This window comes from Nocardia transvalensis (genome assembly GCF_015477765.1).
GTDB lineage: Bacteria > Actinomycetota > Actinomycetes > Mycobacteriales > Mycobacteriaceae > Nocardia > Nocardia transvalensis_A.
On the sequence record NZ_JADLQQ010000008.1, the window covers coordinates 208,292 to 226,138 of the forward strand.

At 68.3% G+C, this 17,847-nt stretch carries 21 protein-coding genes; 14 read left to right on the forward strand and 7 right to left on the reverse strand.

Annotated elements, in window-relative coordinates; all coding sequences use genetic code 11:
* Positions 1-13: 13 nt before the first annotated feature.
* From IU452_RS24525 to IU452_RS24555, 7 genes are all read left to right on the forward strand, one after another.
* Positions 14-901, forward strand: coding sequence for a LysR family transcriptional regulator (locus IU452_RS24525; protein ID WP_195111497.1), 888 nt, complete (start codon positions 14-16; stop codon positions 899-901).
* Between the two features lie 151 nt (positions 902-1,052).
* Positions 1,053-2,117: a PhoH family protein gene (locus tag IU452_RS24530; RefSeq protein WP_195111721.1), complete on the forward strand. Its 1,065-nt coding sequence runs from the start codon at positions 1,053-1,055 to the stop codon at positions 2,115-2,117.
* Positions 2,118-2,320: 203 nt separating this feature from the next.
* Positions 2,321-2,875 (forward strand): rRNA maturation RNase YbeY, encoded by a 555-nt coding sequence (gene ybeY, locus IU452_RS24535; RefSeq protein WP_195111498.1) that lies wholly within the window; start codon positions 2,321-2,323, stop codon positions 2,873-2,875.
* Positions 2,872-4,212, forward strand: a complete 1,341-nt coding sequence (locus IU452_RS24540) for a hemolysin family protein (RefSeq protein ID WP_195111499.1) — start codon at positions 2,872-2,874, stop codon at positions 4,210-4,212. The genes ybeY and IU452_RS24540 overlap by 4 nt, the downstream gene beginning before the upstream one ends.
* On the forward strand, positions 4,205-4,564 hold the full coding sequence (locus tag IU452_RS24545) for a cytidine deaminase (protein WP_195111500.1): 360 nt from the start codon (positions 4,205-4,207) through the stop codon (positions 4,562-4,564). Before IU452_RS24540 ends, IU452_RS24545 begins: the two co-directional genes overlap by 8 nt.
* A complete protein-coding gene (gene era, locus IU452_RS24550; protein WP_195111501.1) occupies positions 4,561-5,472 on the forward strand; it encodes a GTPase Era in 912 nt (303 codons plus the stop codon). The genes IU452_RS24545 and era overlap by 4 nt, the downstream gene beginning before the upstream one ends.
* 196 nt (positions 5,473-5,668) lie before the next feature.
* The gene (locus IU452_RS24555) at positions 5,669-7,240 is read left to right on the forward strand and encodes an NCS1 family nucleobase:cation symporter-1 (RefSeq protein ID WP_195111502.1); all 1,572 of its coding nucleotides are present in this window, start codon (positions 5,669-5,671) and stop codon (positions 7,238-7,240) included.
* A 4-nt stretch (positions 7,241-7,244) separates the two neighbouring features.
* Here the strand turns inward: IU452_RS24555 and IU452_RS24560 are convergent, their stop codons facing one another.
* Entirely contained in the window at positions 7,245-7,709 is a 465-nt protein-coding gene (locus IU452_RS24560) for a GNAT family N-acetyltransferase (RefSeq protein WP_195111503.1), read from the reverse strand.
* Between the two features lie 118 nt (positions 7,710-7,827).
* Positions 7,828-9,249, reverse strand: a complete 1,422-nt coding sequence (locus IU452_RS24565) for an amidase (protein ID WP_195111504.1) — start codon at positions 9,247-9,249, stop codon at positions 7,828-7,830.
* 167 nt (positions 9,250-9,416) lie between these two features.
* On the opposite strand from IU452_RS24565, the gene IU452_RS24570 reads away from it, so the two are divergent.
* The 5 genes from IU452_RS24570 (at position 9,417) to IU452_RS24590 (ending at position 12,787) form a co-directional block, all read left to right on the forward strand.
* A complete protein-coding gene (locus IU452_RS24570; protein WP_195111505.1) occupies positions 9,417-9,830 on the forward strand; it encodes a hypothetical protein in 414 nt (137 codons plus the stop codon).
* 39 nt (positions 9,831-9,869) lie between these two features.
* On the forward strand, positions 9,870-10,643 hold the full coding sequence (gene recO / locus IU452_RS24575; protein WP_195111506.1) for a DNA repair protein RecO: 774 nt from the start codon (positions 9,870-9,872) through the stop codon (positions 10,641-10,643).
* Between the two features lie 130 nt (positions 10,644-10,773).
* Positions 10,774-11,499, forward strand: a complete 726-nt coding sequence (locus IU452_RS24580) for an arginase family protein (RefSeq protein WP_267467637.1) — start codon at positions 10,774-10,776, stop codon at positions 11,497-11,499.
* A gap of 89 nt (positions 11,500-11,588) precedes the next feature.
* On the forward strand, positions 11,589-12,386 hold the full coding sequence (locus tag IU452_RS24585) for an isoprenyl transferase (protein WP_416382360.1): 798 nt from the start codon (positions 11,589-11,591) through the stop codon (positions 12,384-12,386).
* Positions 12,383-12,787 carry a hypothetical protein gene (locus tag IU452_RS24590; RefSeq protein WP_195111507.1) on the forward strand — a complete coding sequence of 135 codons (405 nt, stop codon included), beginning with the start codon at positions 12,383-12,385 and terminating at the stop codon, positions 12,785-12,787. Before IU452_RS24585 ends, IU452_RS24590 begins: the two co-directional genes overlap by 4 nt.
* 1 nt (position 12,788) lies before the next feature.
* Here the strand turns inward: IU452_RS24590 and IU452_RS24595 are convergent, their stop codons facing one another.
* On the reverse strand, positions 12,789-13,388 hold the full coding sequence (locus IU452_RS24595) for a TetR/AcrR family transcriptional regulator (RefSeq protein ID WP_195111508.1): 600 nt from the start codon (positions 13,386-13,388) through the stop codon (positions 12,789-12,791).
* Between the two features lie 102 nt (positions 13,389-13,490).
* Here IU452_RS24595 and IU452_RS24600 point away from each other — a divergent pair, with 102 nt between their 5' ends.
* The gene (locus IU452_RS24600) at positions 13,491-14,444 is read left to right on the forward strand and encodes a hypothetical protein (protein ID WP_195111509.1); all 954 of its coding nucleotides are present in this window, start codon (positions 13,491-13,493) and stop codon (positions 14,442-14,444) included.
* Positions 14,445-14,653: 209 nt separating this feature from the next.
* Here IU452_RS24600 and IU452_RS24605 read toward each other — a convergent pair whose 3' ends face one another.
* Together IU452_RS24605 and IU452_RS24610 are read right to left on the reverse strand one after the other, a co-directional pair.
* Positions 14,654-15,418: a glucose 1-dehydrogenase gene (locus IU452_RS24605; protein WP_195111510.1), complete on the reverse strand. Its 765-nt coding sequence runs from the start codon at positions 15,416-15,418 to the stop codon at positions 14,654-14,656.
* Positions 15,419-15,425: 7 nt separating this feature from the next.
* Entirely contained in the window at positions 15,426-16,355 is a 930-nt protein-coding gene (locus IU452_RS24610; RefSeq protein ID WP_195111511.1) for an SMP-30/gluconolactonase/LRE family protein, read from the reverse strand.
* 120 nt (positions 16,356-16,475) lie between these two features.
* Between IU452_RS24610 and IU452_RS24615 the strand changes: the two genes are divergently transcribed.
* Positions 16,476-16,847, forward strand: a complete 372-nt coding sequence (locus IU452_RS24615) for a winged helix-turn-helix transcriptional regulator (protein WP_195111512.1) — start codon at positions 16,476-16,478, stop codon at positions 16,845-16,847.
* Here IU452_RS24615 and IU452_RS24620 read toward each other — a convergent pair.
* Both IU452_RS24620 and IU452_RS24625 read right to left on the reverse strand, forming a co-directional pair.
* Positions 16,844-17,293, reverse strand: coding sequence for a Fur family transcriptional regulator (locus tag IU452_RS24620; RefSeq protein WP_195111513.1), 450 nt, complete (start codon positions 17,291-17,293; stop codon positions 16,844-16,846). The two genes, IU452_RS24615 and IU452_RS24620, sit on opposite strands and share 4 nt — an antisense overlap.
* Positions 17,294-17,296: 3 nt before the next feature.
* Positions 17,297-17,692 carry an ArsR/SmtB family transcription factor gene (locus tag IU452_RS24625; RefSeq protein ID WP_228818665.1) on the reverse strand — a complete coding sequence of 132 codons (396 nt, stop codon included), beginning with the start codon at positions 17,690-17,692 and terminating at the stop codon, positions 17,297-17,299.
* Between the last annotated feature and the right edge of the window lie 155 nt (positions 17,693-17,847).

Sequence of the window (17,847 nt, forward strand, 5' to 3'; positions counted from 1 at the left end):
AGGGAGCCCGTCCATGCCGAGTGACGATCTGCACTGGTTTCTCACCCTCGCCGAACTCCAGCACGTCGGCGGCGCGGCCGACCGCCTGCACATGTCCCAGCCGACACTGTCGCGCATGCTGGCCCGGCTGGAACGCCGCATCGGGGTGCCGCTGTTCGACCGGCACGGAAAACGGTTGGTTCTCAACGACTTCGGCCGGGTGTATTACGAACACGCCCGCCGCGCCCAGGCCGAACTCGACGCCGCCGGCCGGGAACTGGCCGATCTGGCCAATCCCGCCAAGGGAGTCGTGCGGCTGTCGTTTCAGCACTCGTTCGGGGCGCGCCTGGTGCCCGAGTTGATCGCCGGGTTCCGGCGCGGCTCCGGGCGAATCACGTTCACGCTCACCCAGGACGCCGCCGAGGTGGTCACCGCGCGCGTGCTCGACGGCGACGCCGACCTGGGCCTGGTCTCGCCGCGGCCCGCGGCCACCGGCCTGGGGTGGCGCACCCTGCTGCGGCAGAAGCTGGCGCTCGCGGTGCCCGCCGATCATCGCCTGGCCGGGCGTCGGCAGGTGCGGCTGGCCGAGGCCGCCGACGCCGAATTCATCGCCATGCACCGCAGCTTCGGCATGCGGCGCATCCTCGACGATCTGTGTGCCGCCGCCGATTTCCGCCCGCGCACCGGCCTGGAGTCCAGCGATCTGGTCACCGTGGCGGGCCTGGTGGCGGCCGGATTAGGGGTCGCGGTGCTGCCGCTCGAGGAGGCGCCGGTCCGCGGTCCGCAGCCCGGCCCGGTGCTGATCCCGCTGGCCGATCCGGGTGCGACACGCGCGGTGGGGCTGATCTGGTCGGCGACGGCCGCGCCGTCGGAGGCCGTGCGCCGATTCCGCGATTTCGCCTTCGACCGGGCCCAGCGCTGACCTGCTGGTTGCGGGTTATTCACTGGGCGGTGTCGGTGGTCGGCGCTAAACTTGCATCACACATAACAGACGTTCGAGACCGGAAAGCAGGCCATAGCCACTATTGCGAACTCCAGGTGAATTCGGCGATCCGACTACTCCTACGGCCGGCATCGGAGCCGGCGGCAACGGTTCGGGCCCAGCCGCGCGGACCGTGCGTTCCAGCATCGAACTCGCCCCCGAATCCGTCTTCGGCTTCCTCGGTTCCGCCGACGAGAACCTGCGCGAACTCGAGCGACTGCTGGATGCCGACATCCATGTCCGCGGCAATTCGGTCACGCTGACCGGCAAGGCGCACGATGTGGCGCTGGCCGAGCGGGTGGTCGAGCAGCTCGTGGCGCTCACCGGCCGCAACCGCATGGTTAGTCCCGAGGCGGTGCGGCACACGGTATCCATGCTGACCGAGGGATCCTCCGATTCCCCGGCCGAGGTGCTCAGCCTGGACATTCTGTCGCGGCGGGGCAAGACGATCCGTCCCAAGACCCTCAACCAGAAGCGCTACGTCGACGCGATCGATGCCCACACCATCGTGTTCGGCATCGGCCCGGCCGGTACCGGTAAGACGTATCTGGCGGTGGCGAAGGCGGTCCAGGCCCTCCAGAGCAAGCAGGTGACCAGGATCATCCTGACCCGGCCCGCGGTGGAGGCGGGGGAGCGGCTCGGTTTCCTGCCGGGCACGCTGAACGAGAAGATCGACCCCTACCTGCGCCCGCTCTACGATGCGCTGCACGACATGATGGATCCCGAGGCGATCCCGAAGCTCATGCAGTCCGGCGTGATCGAGGTGGCCCCGCTGGCGTACATGCGTGGCCGCAGTCTCAACGACTCGTTCATCATCCTGGACGAGGCGCAGAACACGACGCCCGAGCAGATGAAGATGTTCCTGACCCGCCTGGGCTTCGGCTCCAAGATCGTGGTCACCGGCGACATCACCCAGATCGATCTGCCCGGCGGCACGCAGTCCGGCCTGCGCGTCGTCAGCGACATCCTCTCCGAGGTCGACGACATCCACTTCGCCGAACTCACCTCCAGCGACGTAGTCCGCCACCGCCTGGTCTCGGACATCGTCGACGCCTACGACCGCTACGAGGCCGAAATCCGCCCCGAGGTCACCACGGCCCACTACCCAGGCAACCGCGCCCAACGCCGCGCAGCAAGCCGAGCGGGCCGCCGCTGACCCCTGCTGCGCATCGCTCCGCGCTGCGCAGCAGGGAAACAGATGCCCCGGCGCTGCGGGGAAGCAAGGTGGGCCGCGCCGGTCCATGTTTCGCGGCGCGCCCGTTCTTGTTGGCTGCTGCGCAGCGCGCCCGTTCTTGTTCCCTGCTGTGCAGCGCAGCGCGATGCGCAGCAGGGATCCACAGGTGACATAAGCTGAGGGCCGTGAGTATCGAGATCGCCAACGAGTCGGGTATGGATGTATCCGAGGAAGAGCTTGTCAGTGTCGCGCGGTTCGTGATCGCTCAGATGGATGTGCATCCGGCGGCCGAGCTGTCGATGGTGCTGGTCGATCTCGACACCATGGCCGATCTGCACATGCGGTGGATGGAGCTGCCGGGGCCGACCGATGTGATGTCGTTCCCGATGGACGAGCTCGAGCCGGGTGGGCGTCCCGACAGCGCCGAACCGGGCCCATCCATGCTCGGCGACATCGTGCTCTGCCCGGAGTTCGCCGCCGCGCAGGCCACCAAGGCCGGACATTCGCTCGATCACGAACTGGCGCTGCTCACCGTGCACGGCGTCCTTCACCTGCTCGGCTACGACCATGCCGAGCCGGAGGAGGAGAAGGAGATGTTCGGCCTGCAGAACCGGCTGCTCGGCGAGTGGTACGAGAGCCTGCGCGAGGCGCAGCGTCGTGCCGAACTCGCCGAACGCGATCGCCGCCTGCTGGGTAAGACCGGATTCACCGCGCCCGGTGATCCTTTGGGCCCGGCGTGAATTCTTTGATTCTGCTGCTACTGGCGATTTTGCTGGTGCCGGTGGGCGGCATCTTCGCGGCCATCGACGCGGCGCTGGTCACCATCTCACCCGCCCGCGTCGAGGATCTGGTGCGCGCCGATCGTGCGGGGGCGCGGCGGCTGGCCCGCCTGGTCGTAGACCGGCCCCGCTACGTGAACTTGATGGTGCTGCTGCGCCTGACCTGCGAGATCACCGCCACCGTGCTGCTGGCCGCCGCGCTCGACGAGCATTTGGGTGCCGGTTGGGCGCTGCTGGTCACCGCGGTGGCCATGGTGGTGGTCGACTACATGGTGATCGGGGTAGGCCCGCGCACCCTGGGCCGCCAGCACGCCTATTCGATCGCCTTGGCCGCCGGACTGCCGCTGCAGGCCATCGGCGCGCTGCTGGGCCCGGTGAGCCGATTGCTGATCGTCCTCGGAAATGCGATCACCCCCGGTAAGGGCTTCCGCAACGGCCCGTTCGCCTCCGAGATCGAACTGCGCGAGGTCGTGGACATGGCCCAGCAGAGCGGCGTGGTGGACTCCGAGGAGCGTCGCATGATCCAGTCGGTGTTCGAACTCGGCGACACCACCGCCCGCGCGGTGATGGTGCCGCGCACCGAGATGGTCTGGATCGAGGCGGATAAGACTGCGGCCCAAGCGATGTCGCTGGCGGTGCGGTCCGGGCACTCCCGTATCCCGGTGGTCGGCGAGAACGTCGACGACATTCTCGGCGTGGTCTATCTGAAAGACCTTGTGCCGTACTCGGATCGCGGCAAGAAGGTGCGGGTGCGCGAGGTGATGCGCCCGGCGGTATTCGTCCCGGACTCCAAACCGCTGGACGCGCTGCTGGACGAGATGCAGCGCCGCCGCAACCATATGGCGCTGCTGGTCGACGAATACGGCGGCATCGCCGGGCTGGTGACGATCGAGGATGTGCTCGAGGAGATCGTGGGCGAGATCGCCGACGAATACGACACCGACGAGATCGCCCCGGTCGAGGAGCTCGGCAACGGCAAATACCGGGTGTCGGCGCGACTCTCGGTGGAAGATCTGGGCGAGCTGTTCGGCATGGACATCGACGAGGAGGATGTCGACACCGTCGGCGGCCTGCTCGCCCACGCGCTGGGCAGGGTGCCGCTGCCCGGTTCGAAGGCCGTCGTGCACGGACTGCAGCTGCGCGGTGAAGGCGGCGCCGATGCGCGCGGGCGGGTCCGGGTGCACACGGTGGTGGTGAAACGGGCGCCCGACAAGCCCAGCGACAAGGCCGATCCCGAACGAAACGGGGCCGAACCCGGCCGGACACCGGGTCACGAGGATGGAGATGGCGATGAGTGAACGCGACGGCGCAGGCCTGGACGCGGAGGACAACAAGCTGCTGGTACTGGCCCGCGGCGCGCTGGGACGCACCGGCGGTGGTAGCGGTGCGGCCGTGCGCGACACCGACGGCCGCACCTATGCCGCCGGCGAGGTGCACCTGAAGTCGTTGCGGCTCACGGCATTGCAGGCCGCGGTGTCGGCCGCGATCTCCAGCGGCGCCGAAGGCTTCGAGGCGGCGGTGGTGGTCGGCGCCCAGCTGCGCGACGCCGGAGTCGCTGCCGTCCACGAGGTTTCGCCGCCGGCGCGGATCATCTTCGCCGACCGCAGCGGCGCGGTGTACGACACCGTCGAGGGCGAGGTGCGCGGATGAGTGGTCAAGACCGTGAATTCCGTTCCGGCTTCGTCTGTTTCGTCGGTCGGCCCAATACCGGCAAGTCGATGCTCACCAATGCGATGGTCGGGCAGAAGATCGCCATCACCTCCTCGCGGCCGCAGACCACCCGCCACACCATCCGCGGCATCGTGCATCGCGAGCACACCCAGCTGATCCTGGTCGACACCCCCGGGCTGCACCGGCCCCGCACCCTGCTCGGCCAGCGGCTCAACGACTTGGTGCGCGACACCTATTCCGAGGTCGACGTCATCGCGATCTGCATCCCGGCCGACGAGAAGATCGGCCCCGGTGATCGGTGGATCGTGCAGCAGGTCAAGCAGATGGCGCCGAAGACCACCCTGATCGGCGTCGTCACCAAGATCGACAAGGTGGGCCGCGATCAGGTCGCCCAGCAACTGGTGGCGGTGTCGCAGCTGCTGGGCCCCGAGGCCGAGGTGGTGCCGGTGTCGGCGGTCAAGGGCGAGCAGGTCGAGGTGCTCATCGACGTCATCGCCTCGAAGATGCCCGAGGGCCCGGCCTTCTACCCCGACGGCGAGCTGACCGACGAGCCCGAGGAAACCCTGATGGCCGAGCTGATCCGCGAGGCCGCACTCGAGGGCGTGCGCGACGAGCTGCCGCATTCGCTGGCCGTGGTGATCGAGGAGGTGCTGCCGCGCGAGGAGCAGGAGGGCATGCTCGATGTGCACGCCCTGCTCTATGTGGAACGCCCCAGCCAGAAGGCGATCATCATCGGCAAGGGCGGGGCCCGCCTCAAGGAGGTCGGCACGGCGGCCCGCAAACAGATCGAACATATCCTCGGCACCCGCATCTACCTGCATCTGCACGTCAAGGTCGCCAAGGACTGGCAGCGCGATCCCAAACAGCTGGGCAAACTGGGCTTCTGAGATCCCGGCTGACGGGACGTTCTGGTTTGCCGGCAATTCCTGACAGTTTGCCTGTGGCGCTCCTCACAACAATGCGTCAAGCTCGATCGCATGACCGCGGAACCGGTGCCGTAACACGACGGCCCCATTTCCGTGACAGCACAGTTCATCCGGGACGGTAGCGTCGGGCCACCATCCCGACGATCGAGGGCGCAGTATGAGTATCGACACCGCGCGGCCGGAACCCGCCGAAATACCCGAACCACAAGCGGCGGAACAGATTCAACTTCCCGACGGCCGGGTCGAACTGGCCGATGGCGTGGTTCTCGACGACCCCGCCCTCGCCAACGACGATCTGCGCCCGGTGCCGGTCGCCCGGCGGCGCTGGACCACCTACAACTTCATGGCGCTGTGGGTGGGCATGGCCCACAACGTCGCCTCCTGGACGCTGGCGTCCGGGCTGATCGCACTCGGCATGAACTGGGTGCAGGCGGTGGGAACCATCGCGCTGGCCAATGTGCTCGTGCTGGTGCCGATGCTGCTCACCGGGCACGCCGGAACCAAGTACGGCATACCGTTCCCGGTGTTCGCGCGCGCGAGTTTCGGTGTGCGCGGGGCGAATCTGCCCGCGATGATTCGCGCGGCGGTGGCCTGCGCCTGGTTCGGCATCCAATCCTGGATCGGCGGTGAGGCCATATTCGTGTTGGCGGGCAAGCTGTTCGGCGACGGCTGGTCGCACGCCGCCGAGTTCGGCGGGTACCCGTGGACGCAGTGGTTGTCGTTCGCGCTGTTCTGGGTGCTCGAAGTGGCGATCATCGTGCGCGGCATGGAGACGTTGCGGCGCTTCGAGAATTGGGCGGCGCCGTTGGTGATCGTCGGTGCGGTGGCGCTGCTGATCTGGATCATGATGCAGGCCGGAGGATTCGGGCCGCTGGTGAACGAGCCGTCGAAACTCGGCTGGAGCGGCGATTTCTGGAAGGTGTTCTTCCCGTCGCTGATGGGCATGATCGGGTTCTGGTCGACGCTGTCGCTCAACATTCCCGACTTCACCCGCTTCGGCGGCAGCCAGCGGGCTCAGGCGTGGGGCCAGGCGCTGGGTTTGCCGACCACCATGACGCTGTTCGCGGTGCTGGCGGTGCTGGTGACCTCGGGCACTCAGGCGGTGTACGGGGTGCCGATCTGGGAGCCGGTGCAGGTCGCGGCGAAGCTGGACAGCGTCGCGGGCACCCTGTTCGCGCTGCTGATCGTGCTGGTGGCGACGTTGTCGGTGAATGTCGCCGCCAATATCGTCAGCCCCGCCTACGACATCTCGAATCTGGTGCCGAAATTCGTCGGATTCCGCGGCGGCGCCATGATCACCTGCGTGGTCGGCGTGGTGATCATGCCGTGGAAGCTGATCGCCGACCCGCACACCTACATCTTCACCTGGCTCAACACCGTCGGTGGCCTGCTGGGCACCGTCGCGGGCGTGCTGGTCGCCGACTATTGGATCGCCCGGCGCACCCGCCTGGCCGTGGCCGACCTCTACCGCCGCTCCGGAACCTATTGGTACACCGGCGGCTGGAACTGGCGGGCCGTGCTGGCCCTGCTGATCGGCGGCGTCCTGGCCATCGGCGGCTCGTACTCGACCGTCAAGGACGGCGTCAAACAGGGCCCGTTCCCCGCCGACGGCATCATCCCGGCTCTTTCACCCCTGGCCGACTACGGCTGGGCGGTCGGATTGGTCTCGGCGCTGGTGATCTATCTGGCGTTGACTCGGTTGATCCCGGATCGGCGTCCCGCGCGGTGAGGATTCACGCCAGGTCCTTGATGAGCAGATATTCGATCGCCCCTGGCGGGTAGTCGCGGACCTCTCCGACGACGCGGTAGCCCTGGGCGCGATAGAACCGCGGCGCCTGGAAGTCCCAGGTCTCGGTCCGAGCGTGGCCGCATCCGCGCTCGCGGGCAATGCGTTCGGCCGCGGCCATCAGCCGGGCGCCCAGGCCGTTGCCGCGCTGGGCCTCGTGCACCCACAGCAGGTCGATGTGCAGCCATTCCGCCCAGATGACGCCGACGACCCCGCCCACGACCTCACCGTCGGCGACGGCGTACACCTGCACCGGTTCGTCACCGCCGTCGGGGAGTCGATGCATACGCCGGAGCACCGGGTTGCGCGCCTCGTTGAACTCCTCGAGCCGCTTTTCGACGAAGGCGACCCGTTCGTCGCTCACCGCCGTTTCGAGCACCGGCCCAACCACGATCTGCGCTTCCTCAGCCATACCCCATCTTGATCACCGAGCCGCCGGTTGCGACAGCGATTTTCGGTGGGCACACTGCCTCGCCTTGTATCCCGCTATGCCGGAACGACGAGAGGGGAACGACGAGAGGAGAGGGAAATCAGGCGCGGTGTTCCCACCAGGGCTGTGGGCGGTGGCGTTCCCAGTGCAGTTCCGATTCCAGTTGGGCGGCAACCGAAACCAGCAGGGGTTCGGAGTTGGCGGGGCCCATCAGTTGGGCGCCGACGGGCAGGCCGGTGGCGGTGAAACCGGCGGGGACGTTCACGCTGGGCCAGCCGAGGACGTTCCACGGCCAGGTGTAGGGGCAGGCGGCGGTGATCAGGGCGTCGGTGGCGGAGACGCCCAGGCCCTTCATGGCCTCGACCGGTGGGGGTGGGGTCGCGGTGGTCGGGGCGAGGACCATGTCGTAGTCGTGGAAGAAACCGCCGATCCGGTTGTGCAGCAAGGGTTCCGCGGCGCGGGCGGCGAACAGGGCCGGGCCGCCGAGGAACAGACCCAGGGCCGCATTGAAGCGGGTGCGCGGATCCACCTGGGCGCCGGACAGTTTCGCCAATTCGGAGCGGATCCCGGCCATCGAGCGCGGCAGGAAGGAGGCGCCGATCAGCAGGCCGTAATGCAGATCGGCGACGGTCACCTCGTGCCCGAGCCGACGCAGCGTACCGGCGAGGCCGTGCACCCGCGCGGCGATCTCGCGATCCAGGGCCGTCTTGGTAGCGGTGAACGGGATGCGCAGCGACAGCGCAATTTTCAGCCGACCCGGATCGCGGCCGACGGCGTCGGACACGGTGACCGCGGGCGGAGTGTGCCGGTCACCGGGATGCGGCCCGGCGGCCGTGTCGAGCAGCAGTGCGGCGTCGGCGACCGTACGGGCCAGGGGCCCATTGACCGTGAGACCGTTGAACGACTCCGGCAGCGGCCAGGTGGAGATGCGACCGCGCTGCGGTTTGATGCCGACCAGATTCGTCCAGGAGGCGGGGATGCGCACCGACCCGGCACCGTCGGAACCGAGGGCCGCCGGAACCAGTCCGGCGGCGACCGCGGCCGCCGACCCGCCCGAGGAGCCGCCAGGGGTGTGGTCGCGACTCCACGGATTGCGGGTGTAGCCGAAGGCGGCGGCGTCGGTGAACGGCCACTGGCCGATCTCGCAGGTATTGGTCTTGCCGACGATCACCGCGCCCGCGGCCCGCAGCCGGCGCACCGACTCGGCATCCTCGGTCTTGGCGGGGAATTCCCCGCCGCAGCCGAAAGCGGTTGGCTCACCGGCGATATCGGTGTCGTCTTTGACGGCGATCGGCACCCCGAGCAGCGGCAGGCGCACACCGGCGGCCAGCCGTCGATCGGCCTCGGCGGCCTCGGCCAGGGCACGTTCGCGGCGCACCAGGCGGAAGGCGTTGAGGGTGGGCTGCGCGGCCTCGATCCGGTTGAGCGCGGCCGTGGTCGCCGCCACCGACGTCGTGGTGCCGTGCGTGAGTGCGGCCGCCAGTTCGGCCAGCCCGAGGTCGCGAGTGGACGCCGTCGTCATTGTGATCTCCGTCTCGATACTCCTGCTCGAACGGTAACCTTGATCTGGTCGATCGTCCACATGCGGCGGGCTGACTTGCACCGTTTTCAAATTGTGATGTCAATGGACCGTATTTCCGCAGGACCGCCCCACCCACGGGCGGCGTGACGCGCCTACGATCCATTCGCGTGAAGTGGATGTCCCGGGCGTTCGGCTCGAAAGAGTTGCCGTTGCAACTACGTTCGGCGCTGGAGTCGGACGGAATCGTGGTGTTCGGTCCCGTCAGCGGCTCGATGGCGCGGCGCAGTTATCGGACACCGCTGCACTACGCCTCTTCGAGCTGGGAGAACATCGCGGCGGGCACGGTGGCGATGAGTAAGCGGCGGTTGATCGTCTGGGGCAACCGCGAGGCACTGGTCGACGTTCCCCTGGGACATCCCGCGGTGACGATGGAACTGCAGGGGCCCGAACGCATGCTGCTCGAGGCCGACAACTTCGCCATCGATCGCAGCCGGTCCGGCTGGACCACCCTGCTGTTGCGCACCATCCACGCGCCGCGGATCGAGCAGCTCTACAGCGAGAACCGAGACGAGCGGGTCTGAGCTCCCCGTGCTGTCGGCGGGGCATGCGAGGATAGGGCCGTGCGTCTGTACCGTGATCATGCGATAGTGCTGCGCCAGCACAAGCTGGGCGAGGCCGATCGCATCGTCACACTGCTCACGCGCCAGCACGGGCTGGTGCGGGCGGTGGCCAAGGGCGTGCGGCGCACCCGGTCGAAATTCGGGGCGCGGCTGGAACCGTTCGCCTATGTGGACGTCCAGCTGTATCCGGGGCGCAACCTCGACGTCGTCACCCAGGTGCACACCGTGGAGGCCTTCGCCGCCGATATCGTCGCCGACTACGGCCGCTACACCACCGCCTGCGCGGTGCTGGAGACCGCCGAACGGCTGGCCGGTGAGGAGCGCGCTCCCGCGCCCCGGCTGCACACCCTCACCGCCGGCGCCCTGCGTGCCATCGCCGCCCATCGCCGCCCGCACGAACTGATCCTGGACGCATTCCTGTTGCGCGCCATGGGGTTCGCGGGATGGGCACCGGCCCTCGACGAATGCGCCCGCTGCGCCACCCCGGGCCCGCATCGCGCCTTCCACGTCGCCGCCGGGGGAGCGGTGTGCGTGCACTGCCGCCCGCCGGGTTCGGCCACCCCCGCACTGGGCGTGCTGGACCTGATGAGCGCCCTCTACCGCGGCGACTGGACCGGCCTCGACGCCGTTCCGGATCCCGTCCGCCGCCAGGCCAGCGGCCTGACCGCCGCCCACCTGCAATGGCACCTGGAACGCCAACTGCGCACCCTGCCCCTGATCGAACGCTCCCGCCCCCACGCGACAGCCGACGCGACCGAGACCCGCGTCGGCTGACCGTACCTCGGTGCGGTGCGATCGAACCGCGCTGGTGCAGGCTGGTTTTCGTTCTGGAGTCCGCGGGAGGTCGGCCGGGGCGCGTGAAACTCGCCTGACGGGGGTGGGGTGGTGAATTACGCTCGGCGATATGCGAGTTCTCGTGCCCTATCACCTGGACGAATACCGGCCGGGGATGGATGTGCCAGTATCGGCGGATGTCGTTGTGACGCAAGAGTTTCCGGAGGGTGGGGATGTCTGGGGGCGGATGGCTCTGCTGTACGACGAGGTGGCCGAGCGGGTGGCCGAGGGGGTGCGGGCGGGTCAGCAGGTGACGGTGATTTCGGGGGACTGCACGACCTCGTTGGGGACCGTGGCCGGGCTGCAGCGGGCGGGGCTGGATCCGGCGCTGGTGTGGTTCGATGCGCACGGTGATGTGCAGACGCTCGAGACGTCGGGCTCCGGGTATCTGGGTGGGTTCCCGTTGCGCATGCTGGTCGGCTATGGGCGGCACCTGGTCGCCGACCGGATCGGGCTGCGTGACATTGTCGAGGAGCGGGCCGTCCTGGTCGACGGTCGCGACCTGGATCCGCCCGAGGCGCAGTACCTGCGCACCGCCGCAATCCGGCAGCGGACCGTCGACGATCTCGGCGAGCTGCCGGACGGGCCGCTCTACCTGCATGTGGACTTCGATGTGATCGCCGACCTGCCGGGGCTGGTGTTCCCGGCACCGGGAGGCCCGGATCAGTCGCGCGTCGCCGCCGCGGTGCAACGTGTCCTGGACACCGGCCGGGTGGCGGCGGTCGGTTTCGCCTGCATCTGGCACGACGGCAGCGGTGCCGCCGAGCGCGTGCGCCCGCTGATGGAGCTGGTCTGAGCGGTCCGGATGTGGCGAATTCGTGGAGAGTTCGCGCCTACCCGGTGGTCGTGGTCGCGCGCCCGGCCGCGTGATGCAGGATTGGGGGCGTGATCGGTAACCGCACCTCCACCGCTCAGGCCACCCGCACCGTCCGTCCGCCGACGCCGCATCCGTCGGGCGCCAAGCCGCCGGCCCTGCCGCCGGAGTTCGTGCCCAAGCATGTCGCGCTGGTGATGGACGGCAACGGCCGCTGGGCCCAGGAGCGCGGCCTGCCCCGCACCGCCGGGCACGAGCGCGGCGAGGCGGTGCTGATGGACACCGTCGAGGGCTGTATCGAGATCGGTGTGAAATGGCTGTCGGCCTATGCCTTTTCGACCGAGAATTGGCGGCGCAGCCCCGACGAGGTGCGCTTCCTCATGGGCTTCAACCGCGATGTGATCCGTCGACGCCGCGACGAGATGCACGAGATGGGGGTGCGGGTGCGCTGGGCCGGGCGGCGACCGCGGTTGTGGCGCAGCGTGATCAAGGAATTGGAGATTGCCGAGGAACTCACCAGGGACAACAAGGTGATGACCCTGACCATGTGCGTCAACTATGGCGGTCGTGCCGAAATCGCCGATGCCGCACGCGAAATCGGCCGTCGGGTGGCCGCGGGGGAGTTGGATCCGGAGAAGATCAACGAGTCCACCTTCGCCCGCTACCTCGACGAACCGGATATGCCCGATGTGGATCTGTTCCTGCGCCCGTCGGGTGAATTGCGCAGCTCCAATTTCCTGATCTGGCAGTCGGCCTACGCCGAGTTCGTGTTCCAGCACACGCTGTTCCCCGATTTCGACAGGCGCAACCTCTGGGAGGCTTGCGTGGAGTACGCCAAACGCGATCGTCGCTTCGGTGGGGTCAAGTGAGCGCCCCGACCGCCGCCGAGGAACTGCAGGCGCGGGCCGGTGCCTGCCTGGCCCGCTGCGATATCGACGTCCGGGTCGAGGGCGGCGGGCTGGGGTTCGAGTTCGAGGGTGCGCTGTGTTCGCTGCGCGGAGTGAATCTGGCTCCCGGACTGGACGTGCTCACCCTCACCTGCGTGCTGGCCTGGGACCGGCCCCTCAAACCGCAGCTGCACAAGCGGGTCGCCGACCGCAACAACGCCCTGCAGTTCGGTTCGCTCACCGTCATCGGCCACGAAAAACTCGCCGATGTCATCCTCCGCTACACCTTCCCCGCCGCGGGATTGGACGACGACGCCCTGACCACCATGCTGCTGCTGGTGCTCTCCGGAGCGGGCCGCGCCCGAAAAGGTTTGGTGCCCTGACCTAGTGCCGGAAACCGGGGAGGAGCAGGTCCACTCCCCGTGCGACGGTCTCGGGGTCGGTGTCGCTCAGCAGCAGGTGCTGTAAAACGAAGCCGGGCATGATGCCCAGTAGTGCCTTGGCGACGGCGTCGGTATCGGCATCGGCCGCCAGCCAGCCGACCTCGCGCATCCGCTCGGCATAGTTCTGCCAGCGATCGCGTAGGGTGCGGATCGCGGTGCTCACGTACTGATGCTCCGCCGGATCGGCGGCGGCCAGGGCCCAGGCCTGCGGCGCCAGGCGGACCCGGTTGCTCTGCTCGCTGATCCGGACGATCTCCGTGGTGAGCGCGCGGACCACCTCGCCCGGCGTCGGCAGCGGCTCCCGGTTCATGACCTCGTCCATCACACCGCGCAGCAGGACCGTCGCGTCGGCCGCGAGGGCGGCGATCAGGTCGTCCTTGCTCTTGAAGTAGCGGTACACCGCACCCGCCGACAGGCCCGACGCGGTGAACACGTCCTGCATCGATGTGGCGTGGAAGCCCTTGCGGGCGAAGCATTCCTGCGCGGCATCGAGGATCTGCCGCCGACGGCGTTCCAGATGTTCTTCGCTGACACGGGGCACCGTTCCAAAGTAAAACGAATGTTCGTTCTTGACAAGTTCATCGGGTGGTGAGACGGTGAGCCCCATAAAAGAACGAACCTCCGATTTACTGGGGAGCCCGTCATGAACACCACGTCGCGTGCCCTCGCCGTGGGTCTCGCCGCCGCCGTGTTGCAAGCCGTCATGCTGATCGCCTTCGCTTGGCCCGCGGCCAATCTGGAGCCCCGCGACCTACCGATCGCCGTCGCCGGGCCGCAGGCGGGCATGGTCGCCGAGAAGATGACCCAGCACGATCCGGACGCCTTCGAAATCATCACCGTCGCCGACGAGGGGGCCGCGCGCACCGCCCTCGAGCACCGCGACGCCTACGGGGCCATCGTCACCGGCGGCGGTCAGCCGCAGATGCTGATCGCCTCGGCCGCGAGTCCGGTGGTGGCTCAACTGCTCACGCAGGCCGCGCAGCAGATGGCGGGCGCCGCGCCCGCGCCGGTGCAGGACGTGGTGCCCGCCGATCGGCACGATCCGCGCGGGGCAGGTTTCGGCGCGATGGTGCTACCGCTGGTGATGGCAGGCCTGGCCGCCGGTGTGCTGCTCAGCCTGCTGGTGCCGACCGTCGGTGGCCGCGCGCTCGGCCTGGTCACCTTCGCGGTGGCGGCGGGTCTGCTGAGCATGGCGATCGTCCAGGGCTGGTTGGAACTTCTGCCCGGCGCCTACCTCGTCCAAGCCGCCATCGCGGGCCTGGTCTCCTTCGCGGTGGCCGGAACCGTCGTCGGCCTCTCCGCCGTCCTCGGCCGCGCCGGAATCGGTCTCGCCGCCCTGCTCATGCTGCTGATCGGCAACCCCTTCTCCGCCGCAACCTCCGCTCCCGAACTGCTCCCCGAGCCCTGGGGCGCCCTCGGCCAACTCCTCCCGCCCGGCGCCGCCGCCACCCTCCTCCGCTCCACCGCCTTCTTCGACAACCACGCCATCACCACCCCCCTCACGGTCCTCCTCACCTGGTCGGCAGCGGCCCTGGCCCTCCTCACCATCGCCGCCCTCCGCCCCCAACCCGCCCCCACCGCCCCCGTCCCCGCGTAGCCGCACCCTTTATTCGCACACGCACCCCCTCCGGGCCCTGCAGGGGGTGCGCGTGTGAACAAGGGGTGCGGCTGCTCGTAGCGTCACCCGGGGCGGGCCCTGCGGCGGGCGGGTCCGCTCGACAGTGGTCCGGTGCAGTCGCACCCCGTGTTGGCACACGCACCCCGTCCGGGCGCTGGAGGGGGTGCGCGTGTGAACAAGGGGTGCGGCTAGTCGGTCGACCACCCGCCGTCGACCGGGATCGCCTGTCCGGTGACGTAGCCTGCGTTGTCGGAGAGGAGCCAGGCGGCCGTTTCGGCGATTTCGGGGGGATCGCCGTGGCGCGCGAGGGGGATGCGAGCGAGGTTTTCGGCGTCGTGGATGATCCCTTTCCGGATGCCGGCGTCGAGCATCGGTGAATGGATCGTTCCCGGACAGATGACGTTGACGCGAATACCGTGTCGGCCGTAGTCGACCGCCGCCGTTTTCGTGATCCCGACGACGCCGTGCTTGGCCGCGACGTAGCAGGTCTGCCGGGCGGAGCCGCGTAGCCCGGCGACCGATGCGTTATTGACGATGGTGCCGCCGCCCTGTGAGAGCATCTGTGCGAGTTCATATTTCATGCACAGCCACACGCCCGTCAGATTGACGGCGATCATCTTGTCCCAGTTCTCCCTGGTGACCTCGTGGGCAAGCGCCGGTTGTCCTTCGATGCCGGCGTTGTTGAACGCGCAATCCAGGCGGCCGAACCGGTCCACCGCCGCCCGCACCATTGCGGCGACATCGTCGTCGTCGCTCACATCGGTGCGCACGAACAGGGCTTCCCCGCCGTCGTTTTCGATTGCCGCGGCAAGTGCCTTGCCGTCGCCCTCGTTGAGATCGGCCAGGACCAGCCGGGCACCGTGCGCCGCGAACACCCGTGCCGCCGCCGCGCCGATACCCGATGCGGCACCGGTGATCAGGGCGACTTTTCCAGCGAGAAGCGCATCCGTCATTACGAAGTCACTTCCTCTCGGCGTAGTAGGTCATGACGGGTGGAGCGGAGACTCCGGCATCGACCCGGAAGATCCGGCCCGCGTGCGGGTCCGCGGCGCGTTGCCGGGGATTCATCTCGAGCCGGGAGGTGGTGATGAACAGGGTGCTGTTGTCCGGACCGCCGAAGCAGCAACTGGTGACATTCGGCGTCGGCACGTGCACGATCGCCGCCAGGTGCCCATCGGGTGCGTAGCGGTACACGGCTCCGGCGCGGTAGATCGCCACCCAGAGAAAGCCCTCGTCGTCGATGGACATCCCGTCGGGAACATAGGGACCCGATTCCGCGCGACCGTCGATCGTGGCGATCGTCCGACGATGGGAGATGGAGCCGCTGTCGACGTCGTAGTCGAACGCGTCGACCCGTCGCGTCGGGGTGTCGATGTAGTACATCGTCCGTTGATCCGCGGTCCAGGCCAGGCCATTGGACACCGTGACCCCCTCCACGGCCGTGCGAACCTTGCCGTCGTAGACATACAGGGAGCACACCGGATTCTTGTGGTCCTTGGCCATCGAGCCCGCCCAGAAACGGCCCGCCGGGTCGCATTTTCCGTCGTCCATCATCACGACGGAGGGATCTCCCAGTTCCTCACTGAGCGGGGTCACCGTCCCGTCGGGGTCCAGCTCCATGAACTGGACACCCGCCGCCAGGAGATAGCCGCCATCGGCCTTGGGCACGGCCGATCCGAGCCAGCGGCCGACATCGTAGGAGGCCGGGTCGGTGAACGTCGCGCCGTCGACCGAGGACGTCCACAGCTGTCCGACCGCGGAATCAACCCAGCCCAGTCGGCCGTCGTGCCAGAAAGGCCCCTCCGAATGCTCCCCGCGGAACGAGCACGGTTCGGCCGTCGATTCCACGACGTCGGCACCGGCCGACGTCGGCGTTCCCAATACAGGCATGGCGCACCTCCATCGTCGAATCGTTTGCTGATTACTTGCTGTAATCTCAGAATCGACCGAGCCGACGGACCTGACAAGAAGGCAGTTCGAGCTGCCGTGGTAACCGAAAGCTGACCGCTTGTGACCAGCGCATCCGACGACGAGACGCTGCCCCCGACAGTGATCCGCGACCTGATCGACGACCTCGGTGGCAAATGGCGAGCGCTGGTCGTCGGCCAACTCGAAACGCGACCCCACCGTTTCGCCGAACTGCAACGGGCCGTCGACGGGATCAGCAAGCACATGCTCGCAGTCACCCTGCGCGGCCTCGAACGCGACGGAGTTGTTTCGCGCACCGTCCATCCCACGGTGCCGCCGCAGGTGGAATACGGGCTCACCGACCTGGGCAGGTCATGGGTGGAGGTTGCCAAGCCGATGCTGCTGTGGATGCAGGCACACATCGACGAGGTCGAGCAAGCCCGCGCCCGCTTCGACCGCCGGAACGAGGGCTAGGCGCCGGAGGGGTGGGCCTTGCCGTCGCGCCTGGTGGCGCAGTCGCGGCAGGTGCCGAAGACCTCCATGGTGTGGCTGATATTGATGAAACCGTGCTGGGCGGCGACGGATTCGGCCCAGGCCTCGACGGTGGGGCCCTCGACCTCGACGGTGCGGCCGCAGTGGCGGCAGACCAGGTGGTGGTGATGTCCCTTCGAGCATTGGCGATAGACCGATTCGCCGGTGTCGGTGCGCAGTACGTCGACCTTGCCCGCCTCGGCGAGAGACTGCAGCGTGCGGTAGACCGTGGTCAGGCCGATGCCCTCGCCGCGGCGGCGCAACTCGTCGTGCAATTCCTGTGCGGAGCGGAACTCCTCGATATCACCGAGCAGCGCGGCGATCGCGCTGCGCTGGCGAGTGCTGCGAATACCGACCGTCTTCTCGGATGTGCCCGTCTTGTCCGGCACGAATCACCCTTCCTCGGCATGTGCGACGGCGTCGACGACGATGCGCGCCAGGTGATCGTCGACCAACTCGTAGATCACCTCGCGGCCGGTGCGCTCCCCGCGCACCACCCCCGCCGACTTCAGGATCCGCAGGTGCTGGCTCACCAGCGGCTGCGTGACCCCCAGGGTATCGACCAACTCGTGCACGCAGCGGGGGGACTCGCGTAGCTGCAGCACGATGGCGATCCGCACCGGCGCCGCCAGGGCGCGCAGCAATTCGCCCGCATTGTCCAGAATCGCACGCGGCGGCACCGCGGGTGCGGTCGGGGCGCGATACGGGTAGGGATCGTGCGGGATCGGGGTGGGTGCCTCCACGGCGACGCGGCTGCGACGCGCGGGAACACCGCTGTCGGCGGTCATCGAACCAACTCCTTATTGGAAACCGATGCCATTATTGATATGCACAGGTGCGCATGTCAATTGTCGGTGCTCGCGTGTCGTGGCGTGGTGGGAATCCTAGTGGCGTCGGCGGCCGAATTATGGTGGATGTCATAGGGCCGCTCGCTGTGCCGATA

Excerpts from the sequence above, each read along its gene's own strand:
- IU452_RS24625 (WP_228818665.1), bottom strand. The coding sequence starts at position 17,692 with ATGACCGCCGACAGCGGTGTTCCCGCGCGTCGCAGCCGCGTCGCCGTG.
- IU452_RS24605 (WP_195111510.1), bottom strand. The coding sequence starts at position 15,418 with ATGACGGATGCGCTTCTCGCTGGAAAAGTCGCCCTGATCACCGGTGCC.
- IU452_RS24610 (WP_195111511.1), bottom strand. The coding sequence starts at position 16,355 with ATGCCTGTATTGGGAACGCCGACGTCGGCCGGTGCCGACGTCGTGGAA.
- IU452_RS24600 (WP_195111509.1), top strand. The coding sequence starts at position 13,491 with ATGAACACCACGTCGCGTGCCCTCGCCGTGGGTCTCGCCGCCGCCGTG.
- era (WP_195111501.1), top strand. The coding sequence starts at position 4,561 with ATGAGTGGTCAAGACCGTGAATTCCGTTCCGGCTTCGTCTGTTTCGTC.
- IU452_RS24580 (WP_267467637.1), top strand. The coding sequence starts at position 10,774 with ATGCGAGTTCTCGTGCCCTATCACCTGGACGAATACCGGCCGGGGATG.
- IU452_RS24545 (WP_195111500.1), top strand. The coding sequence starts at position 4,205 with ATGAGTGAACGCGACGGCGCAGGCCTGGACGCGGAGGACAACAAGCTG.
- IU452_RS24565 (WP_195111504.1), bottom strand. The coding sequence starts at position 9,249 with ATGACGACGGCGTCCACTCGCGACCTCGGGCTGGCCGAACTGGCGGCC.
- IU452_RS24555 (WP_195111502.1), top strand. The coding sequence starts at position 5,669 with ATGAGTATCGACACCGCGCGGCCGGAACCCGCCGAAATACCCGAACCA.
- IU452_RS24525 (WP_195111497.1), top strand. The coding sequence starts at position 14 with ATGCCGAGTGACGATCTGCACTGGTTTCTCACCCTCGCCGAACTCCAG.
- IU452_RS24560 (WP_195111503.1), bottom strand. The coding sequence starts at position 7,709 with ATGGCTGAGGAAGCGCAGATCGTGGTTGGGCCGGTGCTCGAAACGGCG.